The sequence below is a fragment of the Acinetobacter sp. RW6 genome (genome assembly GCF_041956835.1).
Lineage (GTDB): Bacteria > Pseudomonadota > Gammaproteobacteria > Pseudomonadales > Moraxellaceae > Acinetobacter > Acinetobacter calcoaceticus.
In genome coordinates, this window is sequence record NZ_CP167121.1 from 2,439,344 (window position 1) to 2,465,647 (window position 26,304).

General features: G+C 39.4%; 22 protein-coding genes. 11 read left to right on the top strand and 11 right to left on the bottom strand.

Annotated features, from left to right (window positions below):
• Nucleotides 1–15: 15 nt before the first annotated feature.
• Both ACB088_RS11575 and ACB088_RS11580 read left to right on the top strand, forming a co-directional pair.
• The gene (locus ACB088_RS11575) at nt 16–900 is read left to right on the top strand and encodes an alpha/beta fold hydrolase (protein ID WP_375037029.1); all 885 of its coding nucleotides are present in this window, start codon (nt 16–18) and stop codon (nt 898–900) included.
• A 22-nt stretch (nt 901–922) separates the two neighbouring features.
• On the top strand, nt 923–1,483 hold the full coding sequence (locus tag ACB088_RS11580; RefSeq protein WP_375037030.1) for a TetR/AcrR family transcriptional regulator: 561 nt from the start codon (nt 923–925) through the stop codon (nt 1,481–1,483).
• A 44-nt stretch (nt 1,484–1,527) separates the two neighbouring features.
• On the opposite strand, the gene pgaD is transcribed toward ACB088_RS11580, so the two are convergent.
• From pgaD to ACB088_RS11605, 5 genes are all read right to left on the bottom strand, one after another.
• Nucleotides 1,528–1,947 carry a poly-beta-1,6-N-acetyl-D-glucosamine biosynthesis protein PgaD gene (gene pgaD / locus ACB088_RS11585; protein WP_209734846.1) on the bottom strand — a complete coding sequence of 140 codons (420 nt, stop codon included), beginning with the start codon at nt 1,945–1,947 and terminating at the stop codon, nt 1,528–1,530.
• Between the two features lie 88 nt (nt 1,948–2,035).
• Nucleotides 2,036–3,292 (bottom strand): poly-beta-1,6-N-acetyl-D-glucosamine synthase, encoded by a 1,257-nt coding sequence (pgaC, locus tag ACB088_RS11590; RefSeq protein WP_375037031.1) that lies wholly within the window; start codon nt 3,290–3,292, stop codon nt 2,036–2,038.
• A 13-nt stretch (nt 3,293–3,305) separates the two neighbouring features.
• The gene (pgaB, locus tag ACB088_RS11595; protein WP_375037032.1) at nt 3,306–5,300 is read right to left on the bottom strand and encodes a poly-beta-1,6-N-acetyl-D-glucosamine N-deacetylase PgaB; all 1,995 of its coding nucleotides are present in this window, start codon (nt 5,298–5,300) and stop codon (nt 3,306–3,308) included.
• Between the two features lie 244 nt (nt 5,301–5,544).
• Nucleotides 5,545–5,883 (bottom strand): FKBP-type peptidyl-prolyl cis-trans isomerase, encoded by a 339-nt coding sequence (locus ACB088_RS11600; protein ID WP_002117532.1) that lies wholly within the window; start codon nt 5,881–5,883, stop codon nt 5,545–5,547.
• A gap of 86 nt (nt 5,884–5,969) precedes the next feature.
• Nucleotides 5,970–6,500, bottom strand: a complete 531-nt coding sequence (locus ACB088_RS11605) for a YaeQ family protein (RefSeq protein ID WP_056478432.1) — start codon at nt 6,498–6,500, stop codon at nt 5,970–5,972.
• A gap of 187 nt (nt 6,501–6,687) precedes the next feature.
• On the opposite strand from ACB088_RS11605, the gene dctA reads away from it, so the two are divergent.
• Complete coding sequence (gene dctA / locus ACB088_RS11610; protein WP_375037033.1) at nt 6,688–7,950, top strand: C4-dicarboxylate transporter DctA; 1,263 nt, start codon at nt 6,688–6,690, stop codon at nt 7,948–7,950.
• Nucleotides 7,951–7,994: 44 nt separating this feature from the next.
• Here dctA and ACB088_RS11615 read toward each other — a convergent pair whose 3' ends face one another.
• Nucleotides 7,995–8,993 (bottom strand): CobW family GTP-binding protein, encoded by a 999-nt coding sequence (locus ACB088_RS11615; protein WP_375037034.1) that lies wholly within the window; start codon nt 8,991–8,993, stop codon nt 7,995–7,997.
• A 501-nt stretch (nt 8,994–9,494) separates the two neighbouring features.
• Between ACB088_RS11615 and ACB088_RS11620 the strand changes: the two genes are divergently transcribed.
• Complete coding sequence (locus ACB088_RS11620; RefSeq protein ID WP_375037035.1) at nt 9,495–9,695, top strand: hypothetical protein; 201 nt, start codon at nt 9,495–9,497, stop codon at nt 9,693–9,695.
• 114 nt (nt 9,696–9,809) lie between these two features.
• Here the strand turns inward: ACB088_RS11620 and ACB088_RS11625 are convergent, their stop codons facing one another.
• From ACB088_RS11625 to ACB088_RS11640, 4 genes are all read right to left on the bottom strand, one after another.
• Nucleotides 9,810–10,325: an acyl-CoA thioesterase gene (locus ACB088_RS11625; RefSeq protein ID WP_003653152.1), complete on the bottom strand. Its 516-nt coding sequence runs from the start codon at nt 10,323–10,325 to the stop codon at nt 9,810–9,812.
• A gap of 252 nt (nt 10,326–10,577) precedes the next feature.
• Nucleotides 10,578–11,192 (bottom strand): MarC family protein, encoded by a 615-nt coding sequence (locus tag ACB088_RS11630; RefSeq protein ID WP_003653161.1) that lies wholly within the window; start codon nt 11,190–11,192, stop codon nt 10,578–10,580.
• 11 nt (nt 11,193–11,203) lie between these two features.
• Complete coding sequence (locus tag ACB088_RS11635; RefSeq protein WP_375037036.1) at nt 11,204–13,270, bottom strand: choline transporter; 2,067 nt, start codon at nt 13,268–13,270, stop codon at nt 11,204–11,206.
• 122 nt (nt 13,271–13,392) lie between these two features.
• On the bottom strand, nt 13,393–15,015 hold the full coding sequence (locus tag ACB088_RS11640) for a BCCT family transporter (protein WP_375037037.1): 1,623 nt from the start codon (nt 15,013–15,015) through the stop codon (nt 13,393–13,395).
• A gap of 265 nt (nt 15,016–15,280) precedes the next feature.
• On the opposite strand from ACB088_RS11640, the gene betI reads away from it, so the two are divergent.
• From betI to ACB088_RS11675, 7 genes are all read left to right on the top strand, one after another.
• Entirely contained in the window at nt 15,281–15,904 is a 624-nt protein-coding gene (betI, locus tag ACB088_RS11645) for a transcriptional regulator BetI (protein WP_003653164.1), read from the top strand.
• Nucleotides 15,897–17,369 (top strand): betaine-aldehyde dehydrogenase, encoded by a 1,473-nt coding sequence (betB, locus tag ACB088_RS11650; RefSeq protein ID WP_375037038.1) that lies wholly within the window; start codon nt 15,897–15,899, stop codon nt 17,367–17,369. The genes betI and betB overlap by 8 nt, the downstream gene beginning before the upstream one ends.
• A 95-nt stretch (nt 17,370–17,464) precedes the next feature.
• Nucleotides 17,465–19,123, top strand: a complete 1,659-nt coding sequence (betA, locus tag ACB088_RS11655) for a choline dehydrogenase (RefSeq protein ID WP_092707655.1) — start codon at nt 17,465–17,467, stop codon at nt 19,121–19,123.
• Nucleotides 19,124–19,632: 509 nt separating this feature from the next.
• A complete protein-coding gene (mqo, locus tag ACB088_RS11660) occupies nt 19,633–21,273 on the top strand; it encodes a malate dehydrogenase (quinone) (RefSeq protein WP_209830177.1) in 1,641 nt (546 codons plus the stop codon).
• 92 nt (nt 21,274–21,365) lie between these two features.
• A complete protein-coding gene (locus ACB088_RS11665; protein ID WP_375037039.1) occupies nt 21,366–21,836 on the top strand; it encodes a hypothetical protein in 471 nt (156 codons plus the stop codon).
• A gap of 216 nt (nt 21,837–22,052) precedes the next feature.
• On the top strand, nt 22,053–22,931 hold the full coding sequence (locus ACB088_RS11670) for a homocysteine S-methyltransferase family protein (RefSeq protein ID WP_375037040.1): 879 nt from the start codon (nt 22,053–22,055) through the stop codon (nt 22,929–22,931).
• Between the two features lie 5 nt (nt 22,932–22,936).
• Nucleotides 22,937–24,271 (top strand): basic amino acid/polyamine antiporter, encoded by a 1,335-nt coding sequence (locus ACB088_RS11675; protein ID WP_005303228.1) that lies wholly within the window; start codon nt 22,937–22,939, stop codon nt 24,269–24,271.
• Nucleotides 24,272–24,325: 54 nt separating this feature from the next.
• Here ACB088_RS11675 and ACB088_RS11680 read toward each other — a convergent pair whose 3' ends face one another.
• Nucleotides 24,326–26,239, bottom strand: coding sequence for an esterase/lipase family protein (locus tag ACB088_RS11680; RefSeq protein ID WP_375037041.1), 1,914 nt, complete (start codon nt 26,237–26,239; stop codon nt 24,326–24,328).
• Nucleotides 26,240–26,304: the final 65 nt, after the last annotated feature.

Genomic DNA, 26,304 nt, shown 5'->3' on the forward strand with positions numbered 1-26,304 from the left:
ATAAAGAGAAATGCAATGCAATTAGCGACTCAAACGAACGAACAGCTTAGCCAAAATGTACAATTTACGGCTTTAGATGGCTATCAGCTTAGTGGCACTCGCTACTTTACGACGACACCAGCTAAAGCCAATATTATCGTTGCTGGAGCTACTGGCGTACCACATGAATTTTACCGACGCTTTGCTGAATATATGACGCAATATGGTTATCAAGTATTCACGTTTGACTATCGAGGTGTGGGAAAATCGAGTCCAAAATCTTTAAAAGGGTTTGATATGTCTTATTTAGACTGGGGACAATATGACTTAGCAGGTGCCATTGAATATTTATCACAAGAACCCCTACCTCTTTTAATGGTGGGTCACTCTTACGGTGGCCATGCGCTAGGGCTCTTACCTAATCATGAGAAATTATTGGCCTGTTACACTTTTGGTACAGGTGCAGGCTGGCACGGCTATATGCCATTTAAAGAACGTTTTAAAGTTCAACTGGTCTGGAATATTGTGTTTCCTCCTATCGTCGCTGTGACAGGTTATTTGCCTTGGAGTAAATTTAATATGGGTTCTGACTTGCCATTAAATGTGTATAAACAATGGCGAAAGTGGTGTAAAAATCCTAAGTATTTTTTTGCTGACCCCGAACAGCAACATTTAATTGAACAATATGCTTCTGTCAAAACACCCATTTATGCAGTTTCTGCACTTGATGATGACTGGGCTTTACCCACTTCTTGTCGTGCATTTATGCAACATTATCGACAAGCGCCTGTCACCTACATTAGCCTTCATCCTCAAGATGTTTATATGAAAGCCATTGGCCACATGGGATACTTTAAAAAAGGTGCTGAACAGATCTGGAGTAAAATCCGTACTACTTTTGATGATTTTGTAAAAGCCTGATTTATGTTTTGGATAATTTAAGATGAGACCGCAGAAACTTGCGAAAGAAGAATTGCTCAAGCACTGTGCTTTGCAGTTTAAAACCTATGGTTACGCAGGCACCAGTATGGACATGCTGGCAAAGGCTTGCGGTCTAACCAAAGCCTCTTTTTATTACTATTATCCAAACAAAGAGGCACTATTGCTTGAGGTGTTAAATGGCACTCATCAGTATTTAATTCATTCTTTATTTGAAAGCACAGCAAATTCTGACTTCTCTGCGATTGAACGTTTTGAGCAAATGCATGAACGTGCTGTTCAGTTTTTTACCCAAGGTGTGAACGGCTGTCTGATAGGTGTGATTTCGATGGAAGCAGCATATGGCTCACCTAAAATTTTAGCCAAAATACGCAGCATTTTTCAGGACTGGCAACTTGCAATTCAGTCTATTTTTGCAAAGTGCATTGCTCAAGATCAAGCAGAGATTTTAGCAAAACAAAGTATTGCTGATTATGAAGGTGCGATCTTGATGTACCGTGTCACCCATGATGAGTTTTATATTAATCAAGTCAAACAACGTATTCTTGGATTTCTCAATTTATAAAAAATAAAGCCCACTTCAAGTGGGCTTTATTTTATTAATAAGGCTTATTCAACTTTAACGATTTTACCTAATTCATCGTGGTGAACTACCGTAATTTTTTGGCTACGCCCCTGCTCAATTTCATGCTCAGGTAAATCAAAATAGCGTGCATAATCATCAGTCTGTTTCATTTTAAGCGCATTACCACCGACACGACGCTCCGGTAGCACATGGCTCCACAACAATAAACAAATTGCACAAGCAATTAATGCTGTAAGACCATGCTCAATTCCTAAACCAAAGGCACTAAATAAGCGGTGTACCAAATGTGTTTTTTGTAGTTCAACCAATAGCCATACAAACACGAACGGACGCCACAACAACAACCAGACCGCCCACATCATGGCTGTGCTTGTTGTAGAAGCATAGCGTTTATGCCATGGTAATTGACGGCGTAAATCAATAATCAACGAATCTGTCTTCATTTCTCTCTTTACCTAACGGAGTGCTGTGGCTTTTCCCCAGACATCAATACAGCACGATCTTTAAAATTTCATGACTTTTGCATTTCATCTAGCGAATGCCCCGATCCGGGCTCACCCAACGTGCTCGTTTCTCATCTCCACGTCGTAAGACTCTTGGAAATGCCACAATGGTTGCCGAAATCGTAATTAACCAAAAGACTAATGGGTACCAAATCATCCAGAAATAATTTTTTCCTAGGTTTGGTTCATAACGACTATCCATCCATTTGCTTAAAGCAAACTGAATTAGACAGGTTGCCCCCAATAAAATACCGCTACCATACGGTAAAAATGGAGAGCTCACAACGGCTAGTACTGGTACTGGTAAAATAAAATGGGCCAACCATAATATAGCCATCGCTAGCATTAAATATGACCACACTAATGTTAAGCAAAGCTCAAACATTAAAGGCCATAAAAAATTCAATTTTGGCTTGGTGAACACATCAATATTTTTAATTAATACTTGTGCGCCACCCATTGCCCAACGTAAACGTTGTTTCCACAACCCATTTAAGGTTTCAGGCATTAAAATCCAAACTAATGCATTCGGTTCAAACTCAATATCCCAACCTGCACGTTGTAACTTCCAAGTAATATCGATATCTTCAGTCAACATATTGGGTGACCAATAGTCGACTTGGTGAACGGCGCTTTTACGAAAAGCCGTAATTACACCTGATACGGTAAACAAGCGCCCAAAGGTACGTTGTGCACGTTTAATCATGCCTACAATCGAAGAAAACTCACCGACCTGAATACGCCCTAATAAAGTTGAGCGAGTGCGGATACGCGGGTTTCCAGTGACCGCAGCAACCGTCGGATTTTCAAGAAAATGACGAATCATCCACTTTGCTGCATGTGGATCAAGTAAAGCATCACCATCAATACCAATTAAAAACTCGGCATCAGTCATTAAGCTTCCGGCTTGCAATCCCATGGCTTTACCTTGGTTTTGAGCCAAATGAACAACACGAAGTTTTTCATGTTGTTCAGCTAAACGGTCGAGCACTTCGCCTGTATTGTCTGAGCTACCATCATTAATCGCGATGACTTCAAAATGAGGATAATCCAGTTTTAAAGCATGGCTAATGGTTTCTTCTGCATTATCCCCTTCATTAAAACAAGGAACTAATACAGCGACTTTTGGATAACTTTCTAATGGAGCTGGTTGATCGTAAGGCGGAGCCTGACGTTCTCTCCAATAGAAAATGATCGCACCCATCATCCATAAATACGACATGAATAATGGATAATAAAAAACGAATTTTAAGGCATGCGACCATATTGCAGCAAAGATTGTCATGTTTCAGCCCCGACTACGGCACAAGACGAGATGATTTTTCAGCAAATGCTTTACGCATTACGTCAACATCCGGATGATCTTTAATTGGGTCATCAGGGTAATATCCAACATGCATTACACCTTGCTGATAAAGAGAATGAATTGTTGCTGCCATTTCAGTTGAAGGTACCTTTTCGTTTTTACGCCAGTCGGTTGCCTGTAATTCAAAAACAGTTTTCTTGATGCCATTCGGGTATTGTTTTACCCGATCAACCATATCTTTATAGAATTGATCAGCATTATCGACCTGTTCCATATAAGGCATTGCCATAATAGCTGTAAAATCATAACGTTTTAATGACTCTTCAAGAGATTGAGAGTACCAATTTTCCGCATATGGTTTTAAAGCAACTTGAGCATATAAATTGCGTGCAGTCACCAAGAACGGTTCATATTGTCGCACGTCATCAACGAGTTGCATCGCAAAATCATCTAGATATTTTGTCTTATATGCAGTCCACTTTTGCAAGTCTTGATCGTTTTCACGGATTTTTGCTAAATCTGTTGGCAAACCTTGTTTCGCATAGGCTTTTAAAGCATTAGGGCTTGCATCTTCATAATCAGATAAGGTGACATCGTCGTGGAATAAAAGTCCATTGAAAGGCGTTGATTTTGCCAAATCTTGATAAATTTCACGAATCGTTTGACGCGCCTCTGGTGAGAATGGACTTAAACGGATATACCCCATGTTAAGGTGTTCACCTGTTTTTTCCTGCTGAGTCACCACCAAGTCCTTAGAAACAGGATCAGTTTTTGGTAGTTCCCACGCCAATAAAGGCATCCATGCATAAATACGGCTTACAGATGTGCGCGTTTGAATCTGCCATGCAACACGGTTAAACAAGTCTGCACGCATTGGAATATGACGGTTTGGGAAATAAACCATATCAGCAGAACCATTCGCATCTGGATCTGAAAATGCCTGTAAATAAACTGTATTTACACCCATGCCATTAATTCGATCTAACAAGTGTCCTAAATTACGCTCTTGTTGTTTCGGGTCTGGATCATAAATATAGTCCAGATCAATATGCATGATTTTTTGCGGACGATTATTATCCGTTAAATTTAATTCACGGTTTTTAATTTCTTGAGCCAAATCATCAGTTGTCATTCCGCCTTCTACCAAAATACGGCTCATATTTTGTAGAGATTGTTTTGCATGGTCAGCCCCATCATCAAGCGTAATGGTCACGGGCATGCCTAATTTTTTTGCAATTTGAACAGTCTGCATATTATAGCGACCATATGGCCATACCATAATACGTGGTGAACGTAAGCCATGCGCTTTTAATAAGTCATTATTCTTTTTCAGGTCGTTATAGATTCGTGCCTGATATTGTGCATCGTTCTCATATGTTTGTGTTTTAACATCATAAAAACGCGTGGTCGCAGCAGGTTCAGAGTTGCCTTGCGGGTTTCCTGTAATACCACGATGCAAATGATAGCTATGATTCGCGATTTCGACTAAACCGCTGTCTTGCATCTCTTTAAGTTCATCCCAGCTTAAGATTTTATCGCGAGAGATTTCCTCACCAGAGAAGTCAACTTTCTGCCCTGCTTTCGGTTCTAACCATGAACCGACTACAGCCAAAACAACCGGAATCTTTTTTGCCTTAATAACAGGATATGCATTTTGATAAAAAGACTGATAACCATCATCTACGGTCAATAATACTGGCTTAGTCGGCAGTTGATATTTGCCTTGATGCGCACGAATTAATTGATCAACGGTAATAAAATGGAAACCATTCTTTTGCAACCATTCAACGTGCTGTGTAAATTGTTGAGTCGTTACCGCATACTCAGGAATCATTGCATTTTTTGTATCAGTAATTTCATGATAGCCAATGACCGTAAGTGTTGAAGCATCAATTTTTTGTGGTTTAGCCAATACCATACCAGACATGCCAGTAAGGGCTAATCCAAGCGTAAGATTCAACAAAGGAGATGCAAAGCGGATAGTCATGAAATAGCGTCTCAATAACAATATAGATTATTTATGTGAAAGTTAATGTTAAGACGCAAACTTTCTGAAATTTGGTCTTAATATCATCCTGCCCACAAATGAACAGTTTTTCAGTCAGCATTTATAATCAAATAATCTGAAAATAAGCTTAAATATTCAAAAAGCTAAAATATAAATTATGAATGTATTTATATTTAAAGCTCATATAAACAAGAAAGCCCTCTAAAGGGCTTTAAGTTTTTCACTAGTCACGAGTTTTGACATCAAACAATTCAATTTCAAAAATTAAATTAGAATTAGCTGGAATAATCTTACCCATTTTACGCTCACCATATGCTAAATGAGCAGGCACGATTAATTTGCGTTTACCACCAACTTTCATTCCCATAATGCCTTGGTCCCAACCTTTAATGACACGGCCTGTTCCAATCACGCATTCAAAATAATTACCACGGTCAATTGAAGAGTCAAATTTTGTACCGTCTTCTAACCAACCTGTATAGTGAGTCGTAATCAAAGCGCCTTTAACCGCTTCTTTACCTTCACCTACTTTTAAATCGATAATTTCTAATTCATTTGACATGGTTTACCCCTTAAACAGAATCTTTAAATAGCAACTGGTACTTAGTGTACCAATTGAATCTGTAGAATTTGTTGCGCTTTTCTATTTTACTGTAACTGCGTCCACACAACATTTGCCTGACCCTTTTCACCTAAAAGAGTCCACTCTGTATCCATCACATTTAACTGTAGCTGCATGGTACGTTCACAGAGTTGTTCTAGCTCAGCTGTGCTTGCAGGTGCGATTTGCCAAACCTGAACGTTACTTAACGTTTTAATTTTGCTATTTCTCTTCCACCACTCTTCGACTTGTGTGCCATACACAACAATCGCAACTTGTTTACAGCGTGCACTCGCTTTTTTAACTTTATCTTCCGAAGGTAAGCCCACTTCAATCCACGTTTCTAACTGACCCGTTAAATCTTTTTGCCATAACGCTGGTTCATCAGTTTCAAAAAGATCTTTTGTAAACTCAAGCTCATCACTTGCAAAACGGGCAAAGGCCATCAAACGAACCATTAAACGTTCTAAAGTTTCTGAAGGATGCAAGGCAAGCGTCAGCTGGTAATCACCATAAATATGGTCATCCATATTGGCAATATTCAAGTCTGCCTTATAAATTGTTGCTTTAAGCGCCATGATTAATATGTTCCAAAATTTGGCGCTAAGGATACTCGATTTTAGCTAAAAATTATAAAAAAACTGAGTAATGCAAAACATCCCGATGGCGAAATTTGCATATTCTTCCAAAACGCTCCACTTATTTTAGAGTTGGCTGGCTTTTTGCTTAGAAGAGATATTCTCCTCTTTCTAAAATTGATGACTTATGTGGCAAAAACTCAAGCGTAGTTTATTTTTACAGGTTCTTTGTGCTCTCTTTCTTGGTGTTGCAGTTGGAGCTGGTTTTCATGATTTCTCCCTATCTTTAAAGCCATTGGGTGATGGTTTTATTTCTTTAATTAAGATGCTGATTGCACCAATTGTGTTCTGTGTGGTTGTACTCGGTATTTATGGTGCAAATGACATCAAAAAAATGGGCAAAGTCGGTGCAAAAACCATTCTGTATTTTGAAGTGGTCACCAGTATTGCTTTAGTTTTAGGCATTGTGGTTGCCTATGTATTCAAGCCAGGCGTCGGCATGAACATCGATATCAGCCATTTAGATGCAAAAGATTTAAGCACCTATACCGAACGTGCACATGAAATGCACACAGGTTCAGAATTTCTGCTCAATATTATTCCAAAAACCTTCACGGCTGCTTTTGCAAACGGCGATATTTTACAAGTTTTATTAATCGCTATTTTATTTGGTGTAGCACTACTTTTAATTCCTAAACATTTGGCAGAGCTGGTACGTCAGGCTTTGGAAGCTTTTTCTGAAGTCTTCTTTAAAATTATGGGACTGATTATTCGTTTAGCGCCTATTGGTGTGTTCGGATCAGTGGCCTATACCACGGCTAAATTTGGTTTAGATTCACTCCTACAATTGGGCTATTTGGTTTTACTGTTTTATGCAACGTGCATTTTATTTGTTGTGGTTGTCTTAGGTTCAATTTTAAAACTCACAGGTCTCAATATCTTCAAATTTGTGGCTTATTTTAAAGATGAGTTAGCCATTGTTTTGGGTACGGCATCTTCTGACTCTGTTTTACCCCAAATTATGAAAAAACTCAGAAATCTGGGAATTAAAGATTCAACTGTAGGACTGGTTATCCCAACTGGTTATTCTTTTAACTTAGATGGATTTTCAATTTACTTAACTTTAGCTGTTATTTTTATTGCACAAGCCTGCAATATTGATTTATCTACGCATGACTTGCTGGCTATCTTGCTGGTTTCACTCATTACCTCTAAAGGTGCACACGGGATTCCCGGCTCAGCTTTAGTTATTCTTGCAGCCACGCTTTCAGTGATTCCAAGCCTCCCTGCGATTGGCCTAGTACTTCTACTTTCAGTCGATTGGTTCATTGGCATTATTCGTGCCTGCACCAACTTGATTGGTAACTGTGTTGCTGCTGTAGTGATTGCCCATTGGGAAAAAGATATTGACCATGCTCAAGCTAAAGCCGTGCTAAATACCAAACCTTAAATCCGTTCTGGAGAACATTGAATCATCTTTTTTCTCAATGTTCTCTACTCTTCAATTCGGCAATTCAACAAATCAGTTTCAAATGCCAACCAATCATGTTCATGTTGGCTAATCATTTCAATCCGGTTATCAATTCCCTCTTCGCCAGACTTATAATTAAATTGCTGAGGATTAAAGTTAAAGGTTTTCCAACCTTGATCCGTATTAAAAATTCCCTTAATTCGTAGCCAATCTTTTTGTGCACATAACACATCAAGCAAAGCATAAAACTCAAACTTCCAGCGTTTAGGTAATTTCCAACCTGCGACAATATAACCTTGTGCCGACTCGACATAATGATAAGGTAACTGATGAATTTCTTTCACGACCTCAGTTTCAGTCATTTGTTTTTGAAGTTTGAGTAAAGGTTGTATGGAGCGCTCGGTTAAACGAGCGGCCACATCAATTTTATTTAACGCTAACTGACCATGTTCAGTTTTAATCCACTCTTGTTGATAAGGCTGATACTCTTCTTTTAATAACTCAAGTGCCTGATCATCTTCAAAAGTCATCACATCTGTATGTGACACCACCACAATTTGGGCAGCTTTTAACTGATCTTCATAAAGGTTTTGTTTAACCCAATTGGTATCGTGTAAACGGCTACCATCTACAACAGTAATTAATGCTCGCATGGCTAAACTACTTTGCCAATGCGGCTCAGTCAGTTGATCCAATAACTGCGAAGGATGCCCAAGTCCAGTCGGTTCAATAAATAGTCGGTCTGGCTTTTGTTCACTCAATAGACGAGCTAAAGCAATATGCATAGGCAATTGACTGCTACAACATAAGCAACCACCTAATAACTCTTTGACTGCATATCCCTCATCTTGAGGTAAGAGTTGTTGGTCTACTCCAATCTGCCCAAACTCATTCATTAATACAGCCCAGACCTCATCTTTAGGCTTCTGACTCAATAAATGCTGCAATAACGTGGTTTTTCCCGCCCCTAAAAAACCGGAAATAATATGGGTAGGAACAGTTTTTTGGGCAATAAATTTCACAAGTCACTCAAACTAAAACTAAAACGGTCTAAAACATTTTAGGTATATCACTCTTTTTTGTCATGTAAATGATTTTTAAACTTGGCCGATGATTTTTTAATTTTTACTTAACAAACTAAAAATGAGACTTACATCTCACTTAAAATCTAAATTAACTTTAGATAATTACAATTCAAACGGAATATTCTATTTATACGCATTCACAATTCATGCCAGAGTGTTAGGTTTACGTAACACAATTGGTTTTTTTTCATTCAAGAAGAAATATTTTTACACATTTTAAGGTGTATTTAAGCCAGTTAACTTTACAGATTCCGCACATAAACGGCCCGTATATTTCATATTGTTAAGATAGGCGTAATAGATTGTTAAGTTAATTGATGTAATCCCAAGCTCGGCTTAGCATGTGTCCTAGCTTAGTCATTCAGCCATACACGTTTCATGTAGGTTTAAATGATTAGGTTTGATTTACTTTTTTAATGAATTTAAGGATGCCATAAAATGAAATTAGCTAAGACTCTACTTGTAACAACTTTAGCTTTAACTGCTGCTTCAACTTTCGCTGCTTCTAAACATGAACAAGCACACAGCACTGCTGCTGAAGAGAAAGTTGTTGTTTCAACTCAAGAACAAGCAAACACAGCAAATGCTGCATCTGATGCTGTAGGTTCTGCTTCTGAAGCTGCTCCTGCAACTCGTTAATTCTCTCAGCACTCTCCTCCAAGCTCAGAGATAATTTTACTGAAATGAAAAATGGATGCTGAATTTCAGTAAAGAAGAAAAGGATCGAACCATGCTGCGGTTCGATCCTTTTTTTTAAGAAGATTTTTTATACATACTACAAGATGGGTTGTGATTTTCTTGTAGACGTAAAACCTTACGGTGCTCGGCTGCTTCAAAGCGGCAACGTTTCCACTCTGTATTTAGATTTAATTGAGGCACTTCACATGGCTTGCTCTGTTCATCAACAGCAACCATAGTGAAATAACAGCTATTGGTATGGCGCACTGTACGCTTCTGGATATTTTGGGCTTCAACACGTATTCCCACTTCCATTGAAGTACGGCCTACATGGTTAACACTTGCCAAGAAGGTTACCAGCTCACCCACATAAATAGGTTCTTTAAAATTCACCTTATCTACAGATAAAGTCACCACGTAGCCACCCGAATAACGACTTGCACAAGCGTAAGCGACTTGGTCTAGTAGTTTTAGAATCGTACCACCATGAACATTACCTGAAAAATTTGCCATATCAGGCGTCATCAAAACTGACATCGTCAATTCAGACTGATCATCAGTTGCTGTGGTTATTTCATCTAATGTAGGCATAGCTCAACTCTGTGTCTTAAAACAAGCTCAGTCAACATTATGGTTGATAATTCACAAAAAAAACATGATTAAATCCACAACATGGCATTGTATTTTTTAATATCTCTGATTGTTTTTTAAAATCTAATTTTTTAAGGCATTATTTTTAAAGTTATTTTTTATAGCTGCATCATTTATTTTAAAGTTTTATAGAACATGCTATGCCATTTTATTCCACGCTTAATGGCATAGCAGGGTCTTACAGATCACTCGCTATACTTTAGTAATAACGCCTGTCACACCATTAATAATCATATCAATGGCGATCGTTCCGATTAATAAAGCAGATAAACGTCCCACAATATCAAAGTAACGGTCGATATGTTTGGCATGTTTATAGCGTAAATGATCATGTGAAAATTTCATCAAAATCAAAATACTACAGGTTAAAAATAGAGTAAAAGCAATCACTAGGGCTGCCTCGCCAATTGACATTTCAATGCCTGTAACCACAGCAGCACTGATGGTTCCCGGACCAATCATAAATGGCATTGCAATGGTGCCAGCCAGATGTTCTGGCGCTCCACGCATTTCACCAATCGTATCGGCACCCTGAAAAACATAACGATAGCCAATGACTAAAAAGATAAGGCCTCCAAAAATCTGGAAGGCTTCAAAACGTACATTCAGATATTTACTAAAAATTGTTTCGCCGCCCCATGCAAATAGCATGAACACAACAAAAGCAATCAAGCTTCCCTGAATCAGTGCTTTATTAAACACCTTTGTTTCTGAATGGCGGATTAGGCCAATCATATAAATGCTCATTAAAAATGGATTGAGCAAAGAGAAAAATAAAGCAAAAGAATGTAGATAAGGAGAAGCCATGCATTGTCCTCTTAAGCTTGTGGATCTGGGAACAAAGGTCGGTTCCCTGGGCTAATACGATTAATATGTAAGAACGTCATATGTCTTTCATATTTATCTAAAATGTCATTAATAACCTGTTCTTTACCGTACCCCACTAGGTCGTTATCTTGAGAGCCATCATAAAGATAGGTTTCAAGTCGGTAATAGAACTGTTTACCCCGTTTCACACGTTGACTGAAATTCGGTGCGCTATAGCGTACAGGCCAGATCTGGTAAACAAAGTTTTGTTCTTCTTCCAAATGAATAGTGAAGTCGAGATGGTAAAGCGTATCTTCATCTTCGAGTAGCGTTTGCTGCACATCCACGTTCATTCCCTGCTTAATAAGTTCATCAGCAACGGCCTGAACAGCCGGTCGACAAACTGTATCTAACATGCGCAGAGTTTCAGTGGTTCCGGGATGATGCATCACTCGAGTTAAACGCTGTTTCCAATTCAGAATATCAACATTCCCTACCACTGGAGCTGCATTCATACTTCGGCTGGCCTGCCTATAATCTTCAAGCCTTAAGGACTTATAAAGTCCTGCCATGACAAGGAACATCACGAAACTAAACGGCAATCCCATAATGATGGTTGCGTTTTGCAAAGCTGTAATCCCATTAGTCATCAGCATCGCTAGCGTGAGCAAACCAATCGCAATTGCCCAAAACACACTCAACCAACGCGGAGCATCATTATCAATATGCGTTAACTTGGTAGTGAAGTTACCTAAAACCAGCGCTCCCGAATCAGCAGAAGTCACATAGAACAAAAGCCCTGTTACGGTGGCAATTGAAGCAATAAACGTAAAGCCCGGATATTGTGCTAACAAATCATAAAAACCATGAGCCGGATTCGCCAACACAGTAGCAGCTAAGGTTTGGTTCCCTTCAAAAATAACGCTGTGCAACGCACTATTACCAAAAATAGATAGCCACGTGATCGTAAATAAAAGCGGGATAATTAAAGTACCGGACACAAACTCACGAATGGTACGCCCTCTTGAGATACGTGCCAGAAAAAGCCCTACAAATGGAGACCACGCAATCCACCATGCCCAGAAGAACAAGGTCCAGCTACTCATCCACTCTTTAGGCTGTTCAAACGCAAAACTTTGTAAGGCCAAAGACGGGAAACGACTTAAGTAATCACCAACATTTTGAACAAGGGCATTGAGTAAAAACTCAGTATTTCCCAAGAACAAGATAAACAGTAAGAGGCCGATCGAAACATAAATATTGATTTCAGATAGAATCCGCAGGCCTTTATTAACGCCTGATGTCACCGAAATAATACTGATCCCAACTGCGATGGCAATCAGGGCAAACTGCATCCAGATATTCTCTGGCACCCCCAGTAACACATGTAGTCCATAATTTAGCTGTACCACCCCAATCCCGCAGGTCGTTGCAATACCAAAAATTGTCCCGATAACGGCAGCTGTATCAACGCTATGTCCAATTACACCATTAATTCTTTGACCAAAAATTGGGTAGAGTGCAGAGCGAATGGTAAGCGGCAGATTATAACGATAGCTAAAATATCCCAATGACATGCCAATTAAGGCATACATACACCAACCAGTTAAACCATAGTGGAACAATGTCCAGACCATACTTTGGCGTGCGGCTTCATAAGTCTGAGCTGCACCTACTGGCGGTTGCATATAATGAGATAAAGGCTCAGCAACCGAAAAGAACATTAAATCGATACCGATACCGGCCGAAAACAGCATGGCTGACCAACTAAGTAAACTAAACTCAGGTTTTGAATGCTTAGGTCCTAGCTTAATATTGCCATATCTTGAACAGGCAATAAAAATCACAAACGCCATGTAAAGTGTTGCGGCAAGCAAGTAATACCAACCAAAGGTTGAGGTTACCCACTGAAGTACGGTGTTCATGATTCGGTTTGAAAAATCGTTGAACAAAAACGTGACGAGAGAAAAAATTAAAATAAGTACAGCTGAAAAATAAAAAACCACACGGTTGAGCGGGTCTTTTTTAGATTTAGATAATGTTAAATCATCAACTGCTCTTGGATTATCTGTTGCCATACAATCCTCAAGGAATAAAAATAAAAACAAAATATTTAATTTCGTCTTTTCACTCTTATTTAAAACAATGAAAAGACGACTTTAAACGCAAAAAAATAATATATAGATGTGATCGGTTGAGGTTATAAAACCTCAGTCACTTTATTCTGGTCACAGTTCGATGGGACCGAAATGTCTTTTGAAACAGCTAACTGCTTTTTCACTAATTGAGGGTCAAAATCATCTTGCTTTAACGCTTTGGCTAAACCAAACATATAAAGCAAAATAATGACTGAAAATGGTAAACCACATAACACCACAGCGCTTTGCATGGAGTTAAAACTACCGGCCAGTAACAAGCCAATACTTACAATGGTAATTACCACAGACCAAAAGACGCGTAACCAGATCGGTGAATCACTATCATTGGTGCCCCCTTTTGAGGACAAATTAGCGATCATTAGTGTACCAGAGCCAACTGGTGTCAAAAATAAAACGAAACAAATTACAACAACAATGCCAGCAACATAAGGATTAAACGGCAGATATTCGAGTAGCTTAAATAAAGATAATGCTGGATCAGTTAAGACCATATCACCCAAAACTTTCTGTTTTTGCTGCAAGATAAAGTAAATTGCCGTATTTCCAAAAACCGAGATCCAAGCCAGCGTAAAGCCTAATGGAATCAGGCATACACCCAGAATGACTTCCCTAATTGTACGTCCTTTTGAAATACGGGCAATAAACATCCCTACAAAAGGTGCCCAAGCAATCCACCATGCCCAATAAAATACTGTCCACGAACCTAACCAGCCACTTGCCTTTTGGTTGTATAAATACATATCAAAGCTTTTACCAATAAAATTGCTTAAATAATCACCTGTATTTTGCACAAGACCATTTAATAAATGATTTGTAGGACCCGTTAAAAATACAAATAAAAGTAAGGCATAGAGCAGACGTAAATTAATACGAGATAACCATGCCAGACCTTTTTCGATGCCGACCACTGTCGTAATTGTGGCAACAAACATCATGACCAAAACGGCAGTAATTAAGGTCACAGAGTTATCAGGAATTTGAGGAAGTAAATAGCAAATACCAGATACGAGTACCAAAGCACCAATTCCTAAATTGGTGACCAAGGAAATAACCGTTGCTAAAATTCCAAAACCATCAACAAAATCTCCCACTAAGCCATGAACACGCTCTCCAAAAATTGGATATAGCGCCGAACGTAAGGCTAAAGGTAGGTCTTGTCTAAAAGCGAAGTAACCTAAAGTGACTCCAAGCAATGCATAGAGCACCCAACCATGAATCCCCCAATGCAAAAAGCTATAGGTCATGGCATTTCGTGCAGCTTGAATGGTTCCAGCCTCACCTTCTGGTGGCCTCAAGAAGTGATCAACAGGTTCGGCAACACCATAGTAAAGTAAGGCAATACCAATACCTGCCGAGAACAACATTGAAGTCCATGCCAAATAAGTAAACTCAGGTTTATCGTCGTCTTTTCCTAGGGGAATCTGCCCTACTTTTGAAAAAGCGAGCCAAGCCACAAAACCTAGACAAAGCACAATCACCAGCATGTAATACCACCCGAAAAAGTGATTTACTTGCTCTTGTATATAGGTCAACCAAAACTGACTTTTTTCTGGAAACAGCACAAAAAGTAGGCCAAAAATGCCAATACTGATGGCCGAACTCCAAAATACAAAACGATTTAACCGAATATGGTCTGAAGAATATCTATCACTTTTCAACACCATCTTATTGCTCCTTGCAATCGGTGTATTTTCTCAAAATAACGTGATAAGTAATGTACTTATGCGCATCATCCTATCCTTAAGAATCTTCGATTTTACCTCTTTATTCCTAGAGGCAATCTTCAAAAATTCATTGATTTTTACATATCATACTTGTTATTGATTGAACGTTCAATCAATAACAAGTATGATAAAAAAAGTGCTATGATGCTCTGCAAGTTAACATGCTGAATTTAAAGCACCACTAAAAGTGCTGATGTGGAAAAACATGACAAAACGCAGAGTAAAACCAGAGCACGTGCGACGTGAAGAAATTATGAACGCTGCACTCGACGTAATTTATGAAGTGGGGTTATCCAATACCACCATTGCACAAATTGCAAAAAAAGCCGAGCTGTCGACCGGCATTGTCAGCCATTATTTTGGCGACAAACAAGGGTTGATCAATACCTGTATGCAAGAAATGCTGAATGTTCTGCGTCATAAAACTGAACAGTACCGAGCAGAAGCAGATTCGCATCCAGAGAGCCAGATTAAGGCAATTATCGACTCTAACTTTGACATTAGTCAGGTCAATGAAAAAGCAATGCGGGTCTGGTTAGACTTTTGGTCTGCAAGTATGCATGTACCAGACTTAAGCCGTTTGCAAAAGATTAATGATCAACGCCTGTACTCCAACTTGAAATTTTATTTTCTCAAGTTAATGAATGAGCAACAGGCCAGTGTTGCCGCTAGAGGGTTGGCAGCATTGATTGATGGATTATGGTTACGAGGCAGTTTAAGCCGTCATAACGAATTTGACAGCAATCTTGCCCGTTCCATTGCTTACGATTATGTACAAACGCAAGTGCAATTTGCGAATAAGCCTTTGCAGGAGAGACAAAATGAGTGATGTACAAGTTCAACAACTGTATATCCATGGACGCTACGTTAAAGCAACCAGTGGTAAAACATTTAATAGTATTAACCCTGCCAACGGCGAGACGATCGCAACTCTTCAGCAAGCATCTGAGCAAGATATTGAAGCTGCTGTACAAAGCGCACAGCAAGGACAAAAAATCTGGGCTGCCATGACTGCCATGGAACGCTCTCGTATTTTACGTCGCGCAGTCGACATTTTACGTGACCGTAATGATGAACTTGCCCGTCTTGAAACACTCGACACTGGTAAAGCCTACAGCGAAACATCTACCGTCGACATTGTGACTGGTGCAGATGTACTCGAATATTATGCAGGACTTGCAACTGCCATTCAGGGTGAACAAGTTCCGCTTCGCGAATCAAGTTTCTTTTATACACGCCGCGAACCTTTAGGCGTGGTAGCAGGTATTGGTGCCTGGAATTATCCAATTCAAATCGCTTTATGGAAATCTGCCCCTGCCCTTGCTGCCGGTAATGCCATGATTTTCAAACCTAGTGAAACCACTCCTCTTACTGCATTCAAACTTGCAGAAATCTATACAGAAGCTGGCTTACCAGACGGCGTATTCAACGTAGTTCAAGGGCCAGGCCGTGAAATTGGTCAGTGGCTCACTGAACATCCAGTAATTGAGAAAATCTCATTTACAGGTGGTGTCGAAACTGGCAAAAAAGTCATGGCAAGCGCGGCTGGTTCTACACTTAAAGAAGTGACGATGGAACTTGGTGGTAAGTCACCACTGATTATTTGTGAAGATGCCGACCTTAATCGCGCAGCAGATATTGCTGTCATGGCGAACTTCTTTAGTTCAGGCCAAGTTTGTACCAATGGTACGCGTGTTTTTGTTCCGAAATCTCTTTTAGCCGACTTTGAAAAAGCCATTGTAGAACGTGTAAAACGTATTCGCATTGGTGACCCAATGGCTGAAGAAACCAACTTCGGGCCACTCACCAGCTTCCCTCATATGGAAAAAGTTTTGTCTTTCATTGAGTCAGGCAAACAACAAGGCGCTAAAGTCTTAATTGGTGGTGGACGTGCAACAGAAGGTGACCTTACTAAAGGCGCTTATGTACTACCGACGGTATTTAGCGACTGCAATGACCAGATGGCAATTGTTCAAGAAGAAATTTTTGGACCAGTCATGAGCATCTTAAGCTACGAGACTGAAGAAGAAGTGATTCGTCGTGCTAACGATACAACCTTTGGTTTAGCTGCTGGCGTTGTCACTCAAGACATTAGCCGCGCTCATCGCATTATTCACCAAATTGAAGCTGGTATTTGCTGGATTAACACTTGGGGCGAATCGCCTGCCGAGATGCCAGTAGGTGGCTACAAACAATCTGGTGTAGGCCGTGAAAATGGCCTAACCACACTTGGACACTATACCCGTATCAAATCTATTCAAGTTGAACTTGGCGATTATCAAAGCATTTTTTAATGCATCAATTGCCTTAAACACGTCAACCTAAATCACATATGCAGAGCAATCTTTATTGATTGCTCAGGCAAACTGTTAGTAAAAAAAGGATAGTTATGAATATTAAAGAATATGATTACATTATCATTGGCGCAGGATCTGCCGGAAATGTACTTGCTGCACGTCTTACTGAAGACAAAGATACCACTGTTTTATTGTTAGAAGCTGGTGGCCCAGATTATCGTTTGGATTTTCGTACTCAAATGCCGGCAGCTTTGGCCTACCCTCTTCAAGGCCGCCGTTATAACTGGGCTTATTTAACCGACCCTGAACCACACATGAATAACCGTCGTATGGAATGTGGTCGTGGTAAAGGTTTAGGTGGCTCATCTTTAATTAATGGTATGTGCTATATCCGCGGTAATGCAATGGATTTAGAACAATGGGCAACCCATAAAGGCTTAGAAAACTGGTCTTATGCTGACTGTTTGCCATACTACAAAAAAGCCGAAACCCGTGATATTGGTGAAAATGACTACCATGGTGGCAATGGCCCTGTGTCAGTTGCTACACCAAAAAATGGTAACAATGTATTGTTCCATGCCATGGTTGAAGCTGGCGTACAAGCAGGTTACCCGCGTACTGATGACTTAAATGGTTACCAGCAAGAAGGTTTCGGCCCAATGGACCGCACGGTAACGCCTAAAGGTCGTCGTTCAAGTACCGCACGTGGTTATCTGGATATGGCAAAAGGCCGTCCTAACCTCACTATTTTGACTCATGCAACAACCAACAAAATCTTGTTTAATCAAAAACAAGCCGTGGGTGTTGAATATATTATCGGGGCTGACCAAAACAACTTACAACGTGCATTGGTCAAACGCGAAGTCTTACTGTGTGCGGGTGCAATTGCTTCTCCACAAATTTTACAGCGCTCTGGTGTGGGTCAAAGTACCTTCTTAAAATCAATGGACATTGATGTCGTTCATGATTTGCCGGGTGTAGGTGAAAACCTGCAAGACCACTTAGAAATGTACTTGCAATATAAATGTAAGCAACCTGTTTCTTTATACCCTGCCTTGAAATGGTATAACCAACCTGCCATTGGTGCAGAGTGGTTATTTAATGGAACAGGTATTGGCGCAAGTAACCAGTTTGAAGCAGGCGGATTTATCCGTAGTTCAGATGAGTTCAAATGGCCAAACATTCAATACCATTTCTTGCCCGTTGCCATTAACTACAACGGTAGTAATGCAGTGAAAGAGCATGGTTTTCAGGCACACGTTGGTTCAATGCGTTCGCCTTCACGTGGCCGTATTAGACTTAAATCAAAAGATCCGTTTGAGCATCCAAGTATCTTGTTCAACTATATGTCGAGTGAACAAGACTGGCGTGAGTTCCGTGATGCGATTCGTATCACCCGAGAAATCATGCAGCAACCTGCTCTTGATCCATATCGTGGTGAAGAAATTAGTCCGGGAAAACATTTGCAAACAGATGCAGAGCTTGACGACTTTGTTCGTAACCATGCAGAAACGGCTTATCATCCGTCTTGTAGCTGTAAGATGGGTGAAGATGAAATGGCTGTCGTGGATGGTCAAGGCCGCGTCCATGGTATGCAAAGCTTACGTGTGGTTGATGCCTCAATCATGCCGCTTATTATTACCGGTAACTTAAATGCAACCACCATTATGATTGCCGAGAAAATTGCAGACCAAATTCGTGGACGTGAAGCATTACCACGTTCAACTGCACCATTCTATGTAGCCTCATAAAATCTTAAAGGGTATATTTCTTATGCAGAAATATACCCTTAATTTAATATTTATAATCCAAGCATTAATAAGAACGATGTATGACAGAAAATAAGCTCTTCAAAAAAAGCTGTTTTACATCAATATGGCATGAAACAAAAAATCATCTATCTTTATATACGTATATTCTTCAAATGATTTAACTTTAATCAAATAAAATTTATTAACTATATTTCAAATAGTTAATTAAAAATAATTATTGAAAATTATCTTATTAAAGCTCAAATTGATCAAATATAAATCATATTTATGATTTTGATGAACCCCATTTATTATAAAAATTGTCTTGTCAATGCAAAATTAGTCTAAAATATAGTGTGTTTGCGATAATCCCAAGTAATTTTATTTTTTTATAAGTTCTCTGATTTTGAGAATGTACTTCGCATTTATATCCATTTTGTCTGGATACGCTGTCTAGGTTTCCTCACACCTTAAGTGACTCAAATAACTTATTTTAAGGTCCCCCTTACATGAAAAAGTTTTTGAAATACCTTCTGGTATTAATCATTCTTATTTTAATTGCAGGTATCGTTTTCTTGTTTAGACCGACAACGTCAAAACAAGTAGAAACTGCAAAAGATGAGCCAGTTGTTGATGCTGTTCTTGTTGGCGGCGGCATCATGAGTGCCACTCTCGGTACTTATTTCACTGAGCTTGAACCAAACTGGCAAATTCGTATGTATGAACGTCTTGACCAAGTTGCTCAAGAAAGTTCAAACGGCTTTAACAATGCCGGAACAGGCCACTCTGGCTTTATGGAAATGAACTATACCGAAGAAAAAAACGGTAAGATGGAAATTGTCAAAGCTGAAAAAGTTGCTTCTCAATTTGAAGTTGCTAAACAGTTTTGGTCATATCAGGTAAAACAAGGCGTTTTAGCTGAACCTAAATCATTCATTAACCCAGTTCCGCACATTGCTTTCGTTTGGGGCGATAACGTTCAATTCTTAGAAAAACGTTATGCTGCAATGATTCAAAGCCCGTTGTTCAAAGGCATGAAATTTACTGAAGACCCAGCTGTTATTAAACAATGGGCACCTTTAGTAATGAACGATCGTGACCCTAGCCAAAAAGTTGCAGCGACCCGTATGGATGTTGGCTCTGACGTAAACTATGGTTCTATCACTAAACAATTAGTGAATCGTTTAGACCAAAACCCTAATTTCAAATTACAGACTTCAACCGAAGTGACTGGCATCAGCCAAAATGATGACAAAACTTGGACTGTGTCTTTCAAAAATTTGAAAACTGGTAAAGTAGATCACGTTAAAACGCGTTTTGTATTTATTGGTGCAGGTGGTGCAGCAGTTAAATTATTGCAACTTACTGGTTTACCAGAAGCGAAACAATATGCTGGCTTCCCTGTCGGTGGTGAGTTCTTAATTACTGACAACCCAAAAATTACTGCAGAACACACAGCAAAAGTTTATGGCCGTGCTGAACTTGGTGCGCCTCCAATGTCTGTGCCACATATTGATACGCGTTATATCGACGGTAAAAAATATGTATTGTTTGGCCCATTTGCTACGTATTCAAACAAGTTCCTGAAAAACGGTTCTCAGCTTGATTTACTTGCATCTACTAACAAAAACAACGTTTTACCAATGACCACTGTTGGTTTGGAAAATCTTGATCTTGTTAAATACTTGGTTAGCCAAGTGATGATGTCAGATGAAGACCGTCTAAATGAACTTCGTAAATACTACCCAGATGCGAAAGCTGAAGACTGGCGTTTAAGTCAAGGTGGTCAACGTGTTCAGATCATCAAAAAAGAACCGGGTAAACCAGCTACACTTCAATTCGGTACAGAAATCTTTGCGTCTAAAGATGGTGCTGTAACTGCATTGTTAGGTGCGTCTCCGGGTGCTTCGACTTCTCCATACATCATGCTTAACTTGCTTGAAAAAGCTTTCCCTGAGCAAACTGAAGGTAAATGGAATCAGAAGCTTCATGAAATTGTTGTTTCTTATAAACAAGACCTAAGCAAAGATCCTGTATTACTCGACAAAGTTCGTCAGTACACAAGTTCTACACTTGGCTTGAACTATACATCTCCGTTCAAAGCCGCAAACGATGAAACTGCTGCTGCCCCTGTTGCAAAAGCAAACTAAGTTTGACGATGTATAAGTAAAATTCCAAAAGGATGAATTTCGATTCGTCCTTTTGCTTTTTTAAGACCTCAGTTGAGATATTTAGATTAGCTATGACGCCTTTGAACTCATCTTCTCGCCTCTTGTCATTTTGTTTTAAGCTCGTGCTTATTTTGCTACTGGCTTATCTTTTGGTAAGCGGTTTTTATATGTGGATGATTGGCGGTACAGCGATTTATATCAGCTCAGCCTTGTTACTCGCCATCACTGCCTATTCTTTTAAGCTCGGTAAATATCAAAAGCTATGTTCTGTTTTAAATCTGCTAATTAGTGCTGGAGCGCTATATTTCAGCACAGCTCATTTATTTTTCTCTTCTGTTCAATTCTTTATATTTTTACCTGCTTTGTTTTTTGTGTCATTGGCGTTCACTCACTTAAAAAAAATTCGAAGCCTATATAAAGTTTTAATATTCATTAGTTTATTGATTTGGTCAGGCATACATTTTATGCAGCTTGAGCAACTTAAAGCGTATTATAAAACTCAGCACACTGGGGAAAGTTGGCAACAATATGGCGCACTTTAAGCTTGTTTTTTAGTCTATAGCTGTATATAAATAAGTCTTCTTTTTCACATGAAGTTCATCAGTAAAATTGAACATCATATACAGAATTCCTTTTAAGAAAAAATATTCATAACAATCTAATTTATTTAGAAATATAACGAGCATATTAGCGATTGAATACGCCCCATCTACACGCTAGATTACTTAAATATTTTTTCTCCCTTTATGTTGTAATTTATGAAAATTTTAGATGGCGGTTTAGGCCGTGAATTGGCTCGTCGTGGCGCTCCATTTCGTCAACCAGAGTGGTCTGCACTCGCACTTATTGAAGCGCCCGAAACAGTTAAAGAAGTACATCTCGATTTTATTAACGCTGGTTCAGAAGTCATTACCACCAATAACTATGCTGTTGTACCCTTTCACATCGGGCAAGAACGCTTTGAAACTGACGGCATTCGTTTAATTCAAGTTGCGATCGAACAGGCAAAAAATGCAGTTAAAGAAAGCGGTAAAAATGTCAAAATTGCAGGTTGTTTACCGCCATTATTTGGTTCTTACCGTGCAGACTTGTTTCAGGCTGAGCAGGCTAAAGACCTTGCAGAACCCATCATTAACACATTGGCACCAGAGGTGGATTTCTGGTTAGCAGAAACTCAATCGTGCTTAAAAGAAGTCGAAATAGTGCATGCCTTATTACCAAAAGATGGTAAGGACTATTGGGTATCGTTTACCCTGCAAGACGAAATTACACAAGAACAAGCCTTACTCCGCTCAGGCGAAAACATGCAACAAGTGGCTGATTTTATAAAGCAGTCAAATGCAAAAGCGGTTTTGTTTAACTGTTGCCAGCCTGAAGTGATCTTGCAAGCCATTAATGAAATTAAAGGACTCATTCCAGAGTCTGTACAAATTGGTGCCTATGCAAATGCTTTCCCACCTCAAGATAGCAGCGCAACTGCCAACGATGGACTTGATGAAGTTCGTAAAGACTTAGATGCTCCTGCTTATCTTGGTTTTGCCAAGCAGTGGCAGCAAGCAGGTGCAAGTTTAGTAGGCGGTTGCTGTGGTATTGGTCCAGAACACATTGCTGAACTTTCTCAATTTTTTAAAGAATAAATACCATGTCTGCTGCCAAAATTGGATTGTTGTCTCTTACAGCGCTGGTCTTTAGTTCTATGGTGGGGTCAGGCGTATTTAGCCTACCCCAAAATATGGCTCAGGTTGCCAACGGCTCTGCCCTTCTTGTTGCATGGCTCATTACCGGAGTCGGCATTATTTTCTTAGCCCTCACGCTATTACATTTAACTCGCCAACGACCAGATCTAGACGGTGGTATTTATAACTATGCGCGTGAAGGTTTTGGTGACCTGATTGGGTTTTGCTCCGCTTGGGGCTATTGGTTATGTACCACCATTGGTATTGTCGGTTATGTCGTGATTGCCTTTTCGGGCGTTGGCATGTTTACCGACAGCAAAGACCATATTATTTTTGGTGAAGGCAATACGCTCTATTCACTCATTGGCTCAAGCATTTTTGTATGGCTTGTACACTGGTTGGTGAGTCGAGGTATTAAAGAAGCGGCAATTGTGAATTTACTGGCGACCATTGCCAAAATCATTCCAATGGTGGTTTTCATCTTCTTTACCTTTATTGCCTTTAAGTTTGATTTATTCAAACTCAACTTAAATGACTTCTCTTTAAAAGTTCCACTTTGGCAGCAAGTGAAAGACCTTATGCTAATTACCCTTTGGGTATTTACCGGTATTGAAGGTGCTGTGGTTTTATCATCACGTGCAAAAAACCGTTATGACATTGGCAAGGCCACTATTCTGGGTGTGTTACTGGCGTTAAGTTTTTATGTGATGGTCACAGTTTTGGCCTATGGCGTAGTAAGTCGTGAAGCACTTGCAGGCATGCATAACCCATCAATGGCAACTATTTTACAGCAGCTCATCGGTTTGCCGGGCACTATCGTTATTACCATTGGGCTTATTATTTCAGTTGCTTCGTCTTATTTAAGCTGGACTTTATTCGCCACTGAAATTCCATATTTGGCTGCAAAAAATGGTGCATTCCCGAAATTATTTTTAAAAAATAATCAAAACAATGTGCCGATTTCATCGCTTTGGCTCACCACTCTGGTCGTGCAAGGCGCATTGATTGCCGTATATTTTTTCAATAAAAACTATACCCAGCTTTTATTGATTTCATCGGTAATGATTTTACTGCCTTATTTTCTGGTGTCGGCTTTTTATCTTAAAGAATCCATTCGTCACAAACGCACGCCACATATTGCCATTGCAAGTGTCGCTTCAATTTATGCGCTCTGGTTACTCTATGCAGCAGGATTAGATTTATTGCTGCTGTCTGTGGTCTTGTATTTAGTCGGTTTGGTTATTTTTTCAATCAGCTACTTTGAGCATAAAAAATCGCTCAAACAAAATCAGCTTAATTAATCATTTCAACCACTGCTGGCCTGTTTCAGCAGTGGTTTTCTAAAAATAAAATTTCTATTTTGAAGGCTCTGACTGCTTTAAATGCAATCTTAAAATACGGCGTAATTCTAAAATCGCCTCTGGGCTAGTTTGAATAGAGTGCCCACCTTTAATAATCAGTTCCGACTGTTCACCACCTAAATGTGAACTTTGATACGGCACAATACCATCACTGCTTTTTAACTTATCTGCCGTACCATTAATATTGCCCATAATCGAGTGATAGACCACGTTAGACGATGGTTGAATGGCTTGCGTAAGCTGCATAAAGCTAGAAGAACGACTTAAATTACTCGCTCCATTTTCAATTAAACCTTTTCTGAGTTTCGTATTTTTCTCATCTCTCATTTCGACTGCAATAAAAAAGTCAGCAGGTAACCGAATAACACGGCGGGCAATTTGGGTAAACCATCGGTCAGCGTAATCTGTGCCATGATGAGGGGCAGAAACAAAAACAACCCGCTTAAAATAAGGCAAAGCTTTGAACTGAAAACGCTCTTTAATCACTGGATTTTCTTTTAGACGATTTAACTGTGCTTCATTCATTTTTTGCATGGCTTGCTCTGAAACATCGGCATCGCTTACCAATAAACGGCTAATGACTCCGCCCATACTATGCCCAACCAACACTGCATCATGCGCAGCATAGCTGTCTTTGGCAATGTTTTGGAAAGCCTGATTCAGCAATGAATAAATCTGAAAACGGCTTTCAAAAATCGGCATATTGGTTGAATAAAACACCTGCCAGACTTGATAGTTTTGTCTTAATTCAGCATCGCCCATAATGTCATTGGTTAGGCTCACCCAAGCCTCTGGACTACTCGCCAAGCCATGAACAAATACAATAATTTTTTTATTGGGGTTAAAAGGTTCCAGCATATATAAATGCGGCATAATTAAATTGGATTCTTTATTAATTAAAGACCAATATCCTGCGGCACCTAAATTATATTTCGATAGCCAAAGTCCATAAGGCGCCGAATAGTTTGCTGTGAGTGGATAGTCCACACCTTCAACTTTTACACGATCTTGTCGATATGGATCGAACATCGCAATTTCTAACTCTGCCCCTGCAATCACCTGATTGGCTGTTGCGGTTTGTTTAGGATAAGCAATGGCGGTAACTGGAAAGAAACGTGGTAAATGAATATTAGGATTGGTTTGATGAGCGTAAAAAGCATCGGGGTCTAAAATGAAGCCATGATTTACATCATTTTCTTTACGCCCGACAATAAACTCGGCCCCTAAGCCATCTTTACGGTTAACGGTATTAAAGCCAGAAAAGTTCATGTTATAGCTAGAGCGAAAAGTATCGACTTCAATTTTTTGTACATCTACGGCATGGTCAAAATTGACATGATATTGATGCCCGTCTGCTTTAAGCAGAGGTGGAAAATGATGCGTATTTAAATGATTAAAATACGTGGTCATGAGCTTCGACAAAGCGACGTTATAAAAAATACGCACCTGATTTTGGCGATGGTCAAACACCCGATCGAACGGAGACTCTTCAGAGTCAAATAAATAAACGTAACTATAGCGCAAGCTTTTATCGAACAAAGCCAGCTCTTGCTCAACACAATTTTTACTTTTATTAATGACATTACACTGGCTGCTACGCCCAACATCTAAAGCTTTTGCTAAATAAATTTCGCTCAGCGCAGCATAGCGCTCTTCTCGGCTACTATTTTCAGACAAGCTTTGAATTTGCTTTAAACAATCATCAAAATTTTGCAGGCAAGTTTTTTCATCTTCTTTGACTAAATACAGTAAGTTTTGGGTTTGATGGCTTAAGGTGCCGTCGGTCAGAATACTTTCATTCTTACTTTTTAAAGCATTGCTTAAATTACTTTCTTTTAAATTAATGACCTGACAGCCACTGAGCAAAGCCATTATTGTTATCACTGAATAATGGTAAGACTTTGTCATTCTGCATTCCTTAATCGAATGTATTCCCCATCAGGTCATTATGCCTGTAAAGCGATGAACGAACA

Excerpts from the sequence above, each read along its gene's own strand:
- betI (WP_003653164.1), top strand. The coding sequence starts at position 15,281 with ATGACAAAACGCAGAGTAAAACCAGAGCACGTGCGACGTGAAGAAATT.
- ACB088_RS11600 (WP_002117532.1), bottom strand. The coding sequence starts at position 5,883 with ATGTCAAATGAATTAGAAATTATCGATTTAAAAGTAGGTGAAGGTAAA.
- pgaC (WP_375037031.1), bottom strand. The coding sequence starts at position 3,292 with ATGACAATCTTTGCTGCAATATGGTCGCATGCCTTAAAATTCGTTTTT.
- betB (WP_375037038.1), top strand. The coding sequence starts at position 15,897 with ATGAGTGATGTACAAGTTCAACAACTGTATATCCATGGACGCTACGTT.
- pgaD (WP_209734846.1), bottom strand. The coding sequence starts at position 1,947 with ATGAAGACAGATTCGTTGATTATTGATTTACGCCGTCAATTACCATGG.
- ACB088_RS11625 (WP_003653152.1), bottom strand. The coding sequence starts at position 10,325 with ATGCCTACATTAGATGAAATAACCACAGCAACTGATGATCAGTCTGAA.
- ACB088_RS11675 (WP_005303228.1), top strand. The coding sequence starts at position 22,937 with ATGTCTGCTGCCAAAATTGGATTGTTGTCTCTTACAGCGCTGGTCTTT.
- ACB088_RS11635 (WP_375037036.1), bottom strand. The coding sequence starts at position 13,270 with ATGGCAACAGATAATCCAAGAGCAGTTGATGATTTAACATTATCTAAA.
- dctA (WP_375037033.1), top strand. The coding sequence starts at position 6,688 with ATGTGGCAAAAACTCAAGCGTAGTTTATTTTTACAGGTTCTTTGTGCT.
- ACB088_RS11605 (WP_056478432.1), bottom strand. The coding sequence starts at position 6,500 with ATGGCGCTTAAAGCAACAATTTATAAGGCAGACTTGAATATTGCCAAT.
- ACB088_RS11640 (WP_375037037.1), bottom strand. The coding sequence starts at position 15,015 with ATGGTGTTGAAAAGTGATAGATATTCTTCAGACCATATTCGGTTAAAT.
- ACB088_RS11575 (WP_375037029.1), top strand. The coding sequence starts at position 16 with ATGCAATTAGCGACTCAAACGAACGAACAGCTTAGCCAAAATGTACAA.
- ACB088_RS11620 (WP_375037035.1), top strand. The coding sequence starts at position 9,495 with ATGAAATTAGCTAAGACTCTACTTGTAACAACTTTAGCTTTAACTGCT.
- pgaB (WP_375037032.1), bottom strand. The coding sequence starts at position 5,300 with ATGACTATCCGCTTTGCATCTCCTTTGTTGAATCTTACGCTTGGATTA.
- ACB088_RS11670 (WP_375037040.1), top strand. The coding sequence starts at position 22,053 with ATGAAAATTTTAGATGGCGGTTTAGGCCGTGAATTGGCTCGTCGTGGC.
- ACB088_RS11665 (WP_375037039.1), top strand. The coding sequence starts at position 21,366 with ATGACGCCTTTGAACTCATCTTCTCGCCTCTTGTCATTTTGTTTTAAG.
- ACB088_RS11630 (WP_003653161.1), bottom strand. The coding sequence starts at position 11,192 with ATGGCTTCTCCTTATCTACATTCTTTTGCTTTATTTTTCTCTTTGCTC.
- ACB088_RS11680 (WP_375037041.1), bottom strand. The coding sequence starts at position 26,239 with ATGACAAAGTCTTACCATTATTCAGTGATAACAATAATGGCTTTGCTC.
- mqo (WP_209830177.1), top strand. The coding sequence starts at position 19,633 with ATGAAAAAGTTTTTGAAATACCTTCTGGTATTAATCATTCTTATTTTA.
- betA (WP_092707655.1), top strand. The coding sequence starts at position 17,465 with ATGAATATTAAAGAATATGATTACATTATCATTGGCGCAGGATCTGCC.
- ACB088_RS11580 (WP_375037030.1), top strand. The coding sequence starts at position 923 with ATGAGACCGCAGAAACTTGCGAAAGAAGAATTGCTCAAGCACTGTGCT.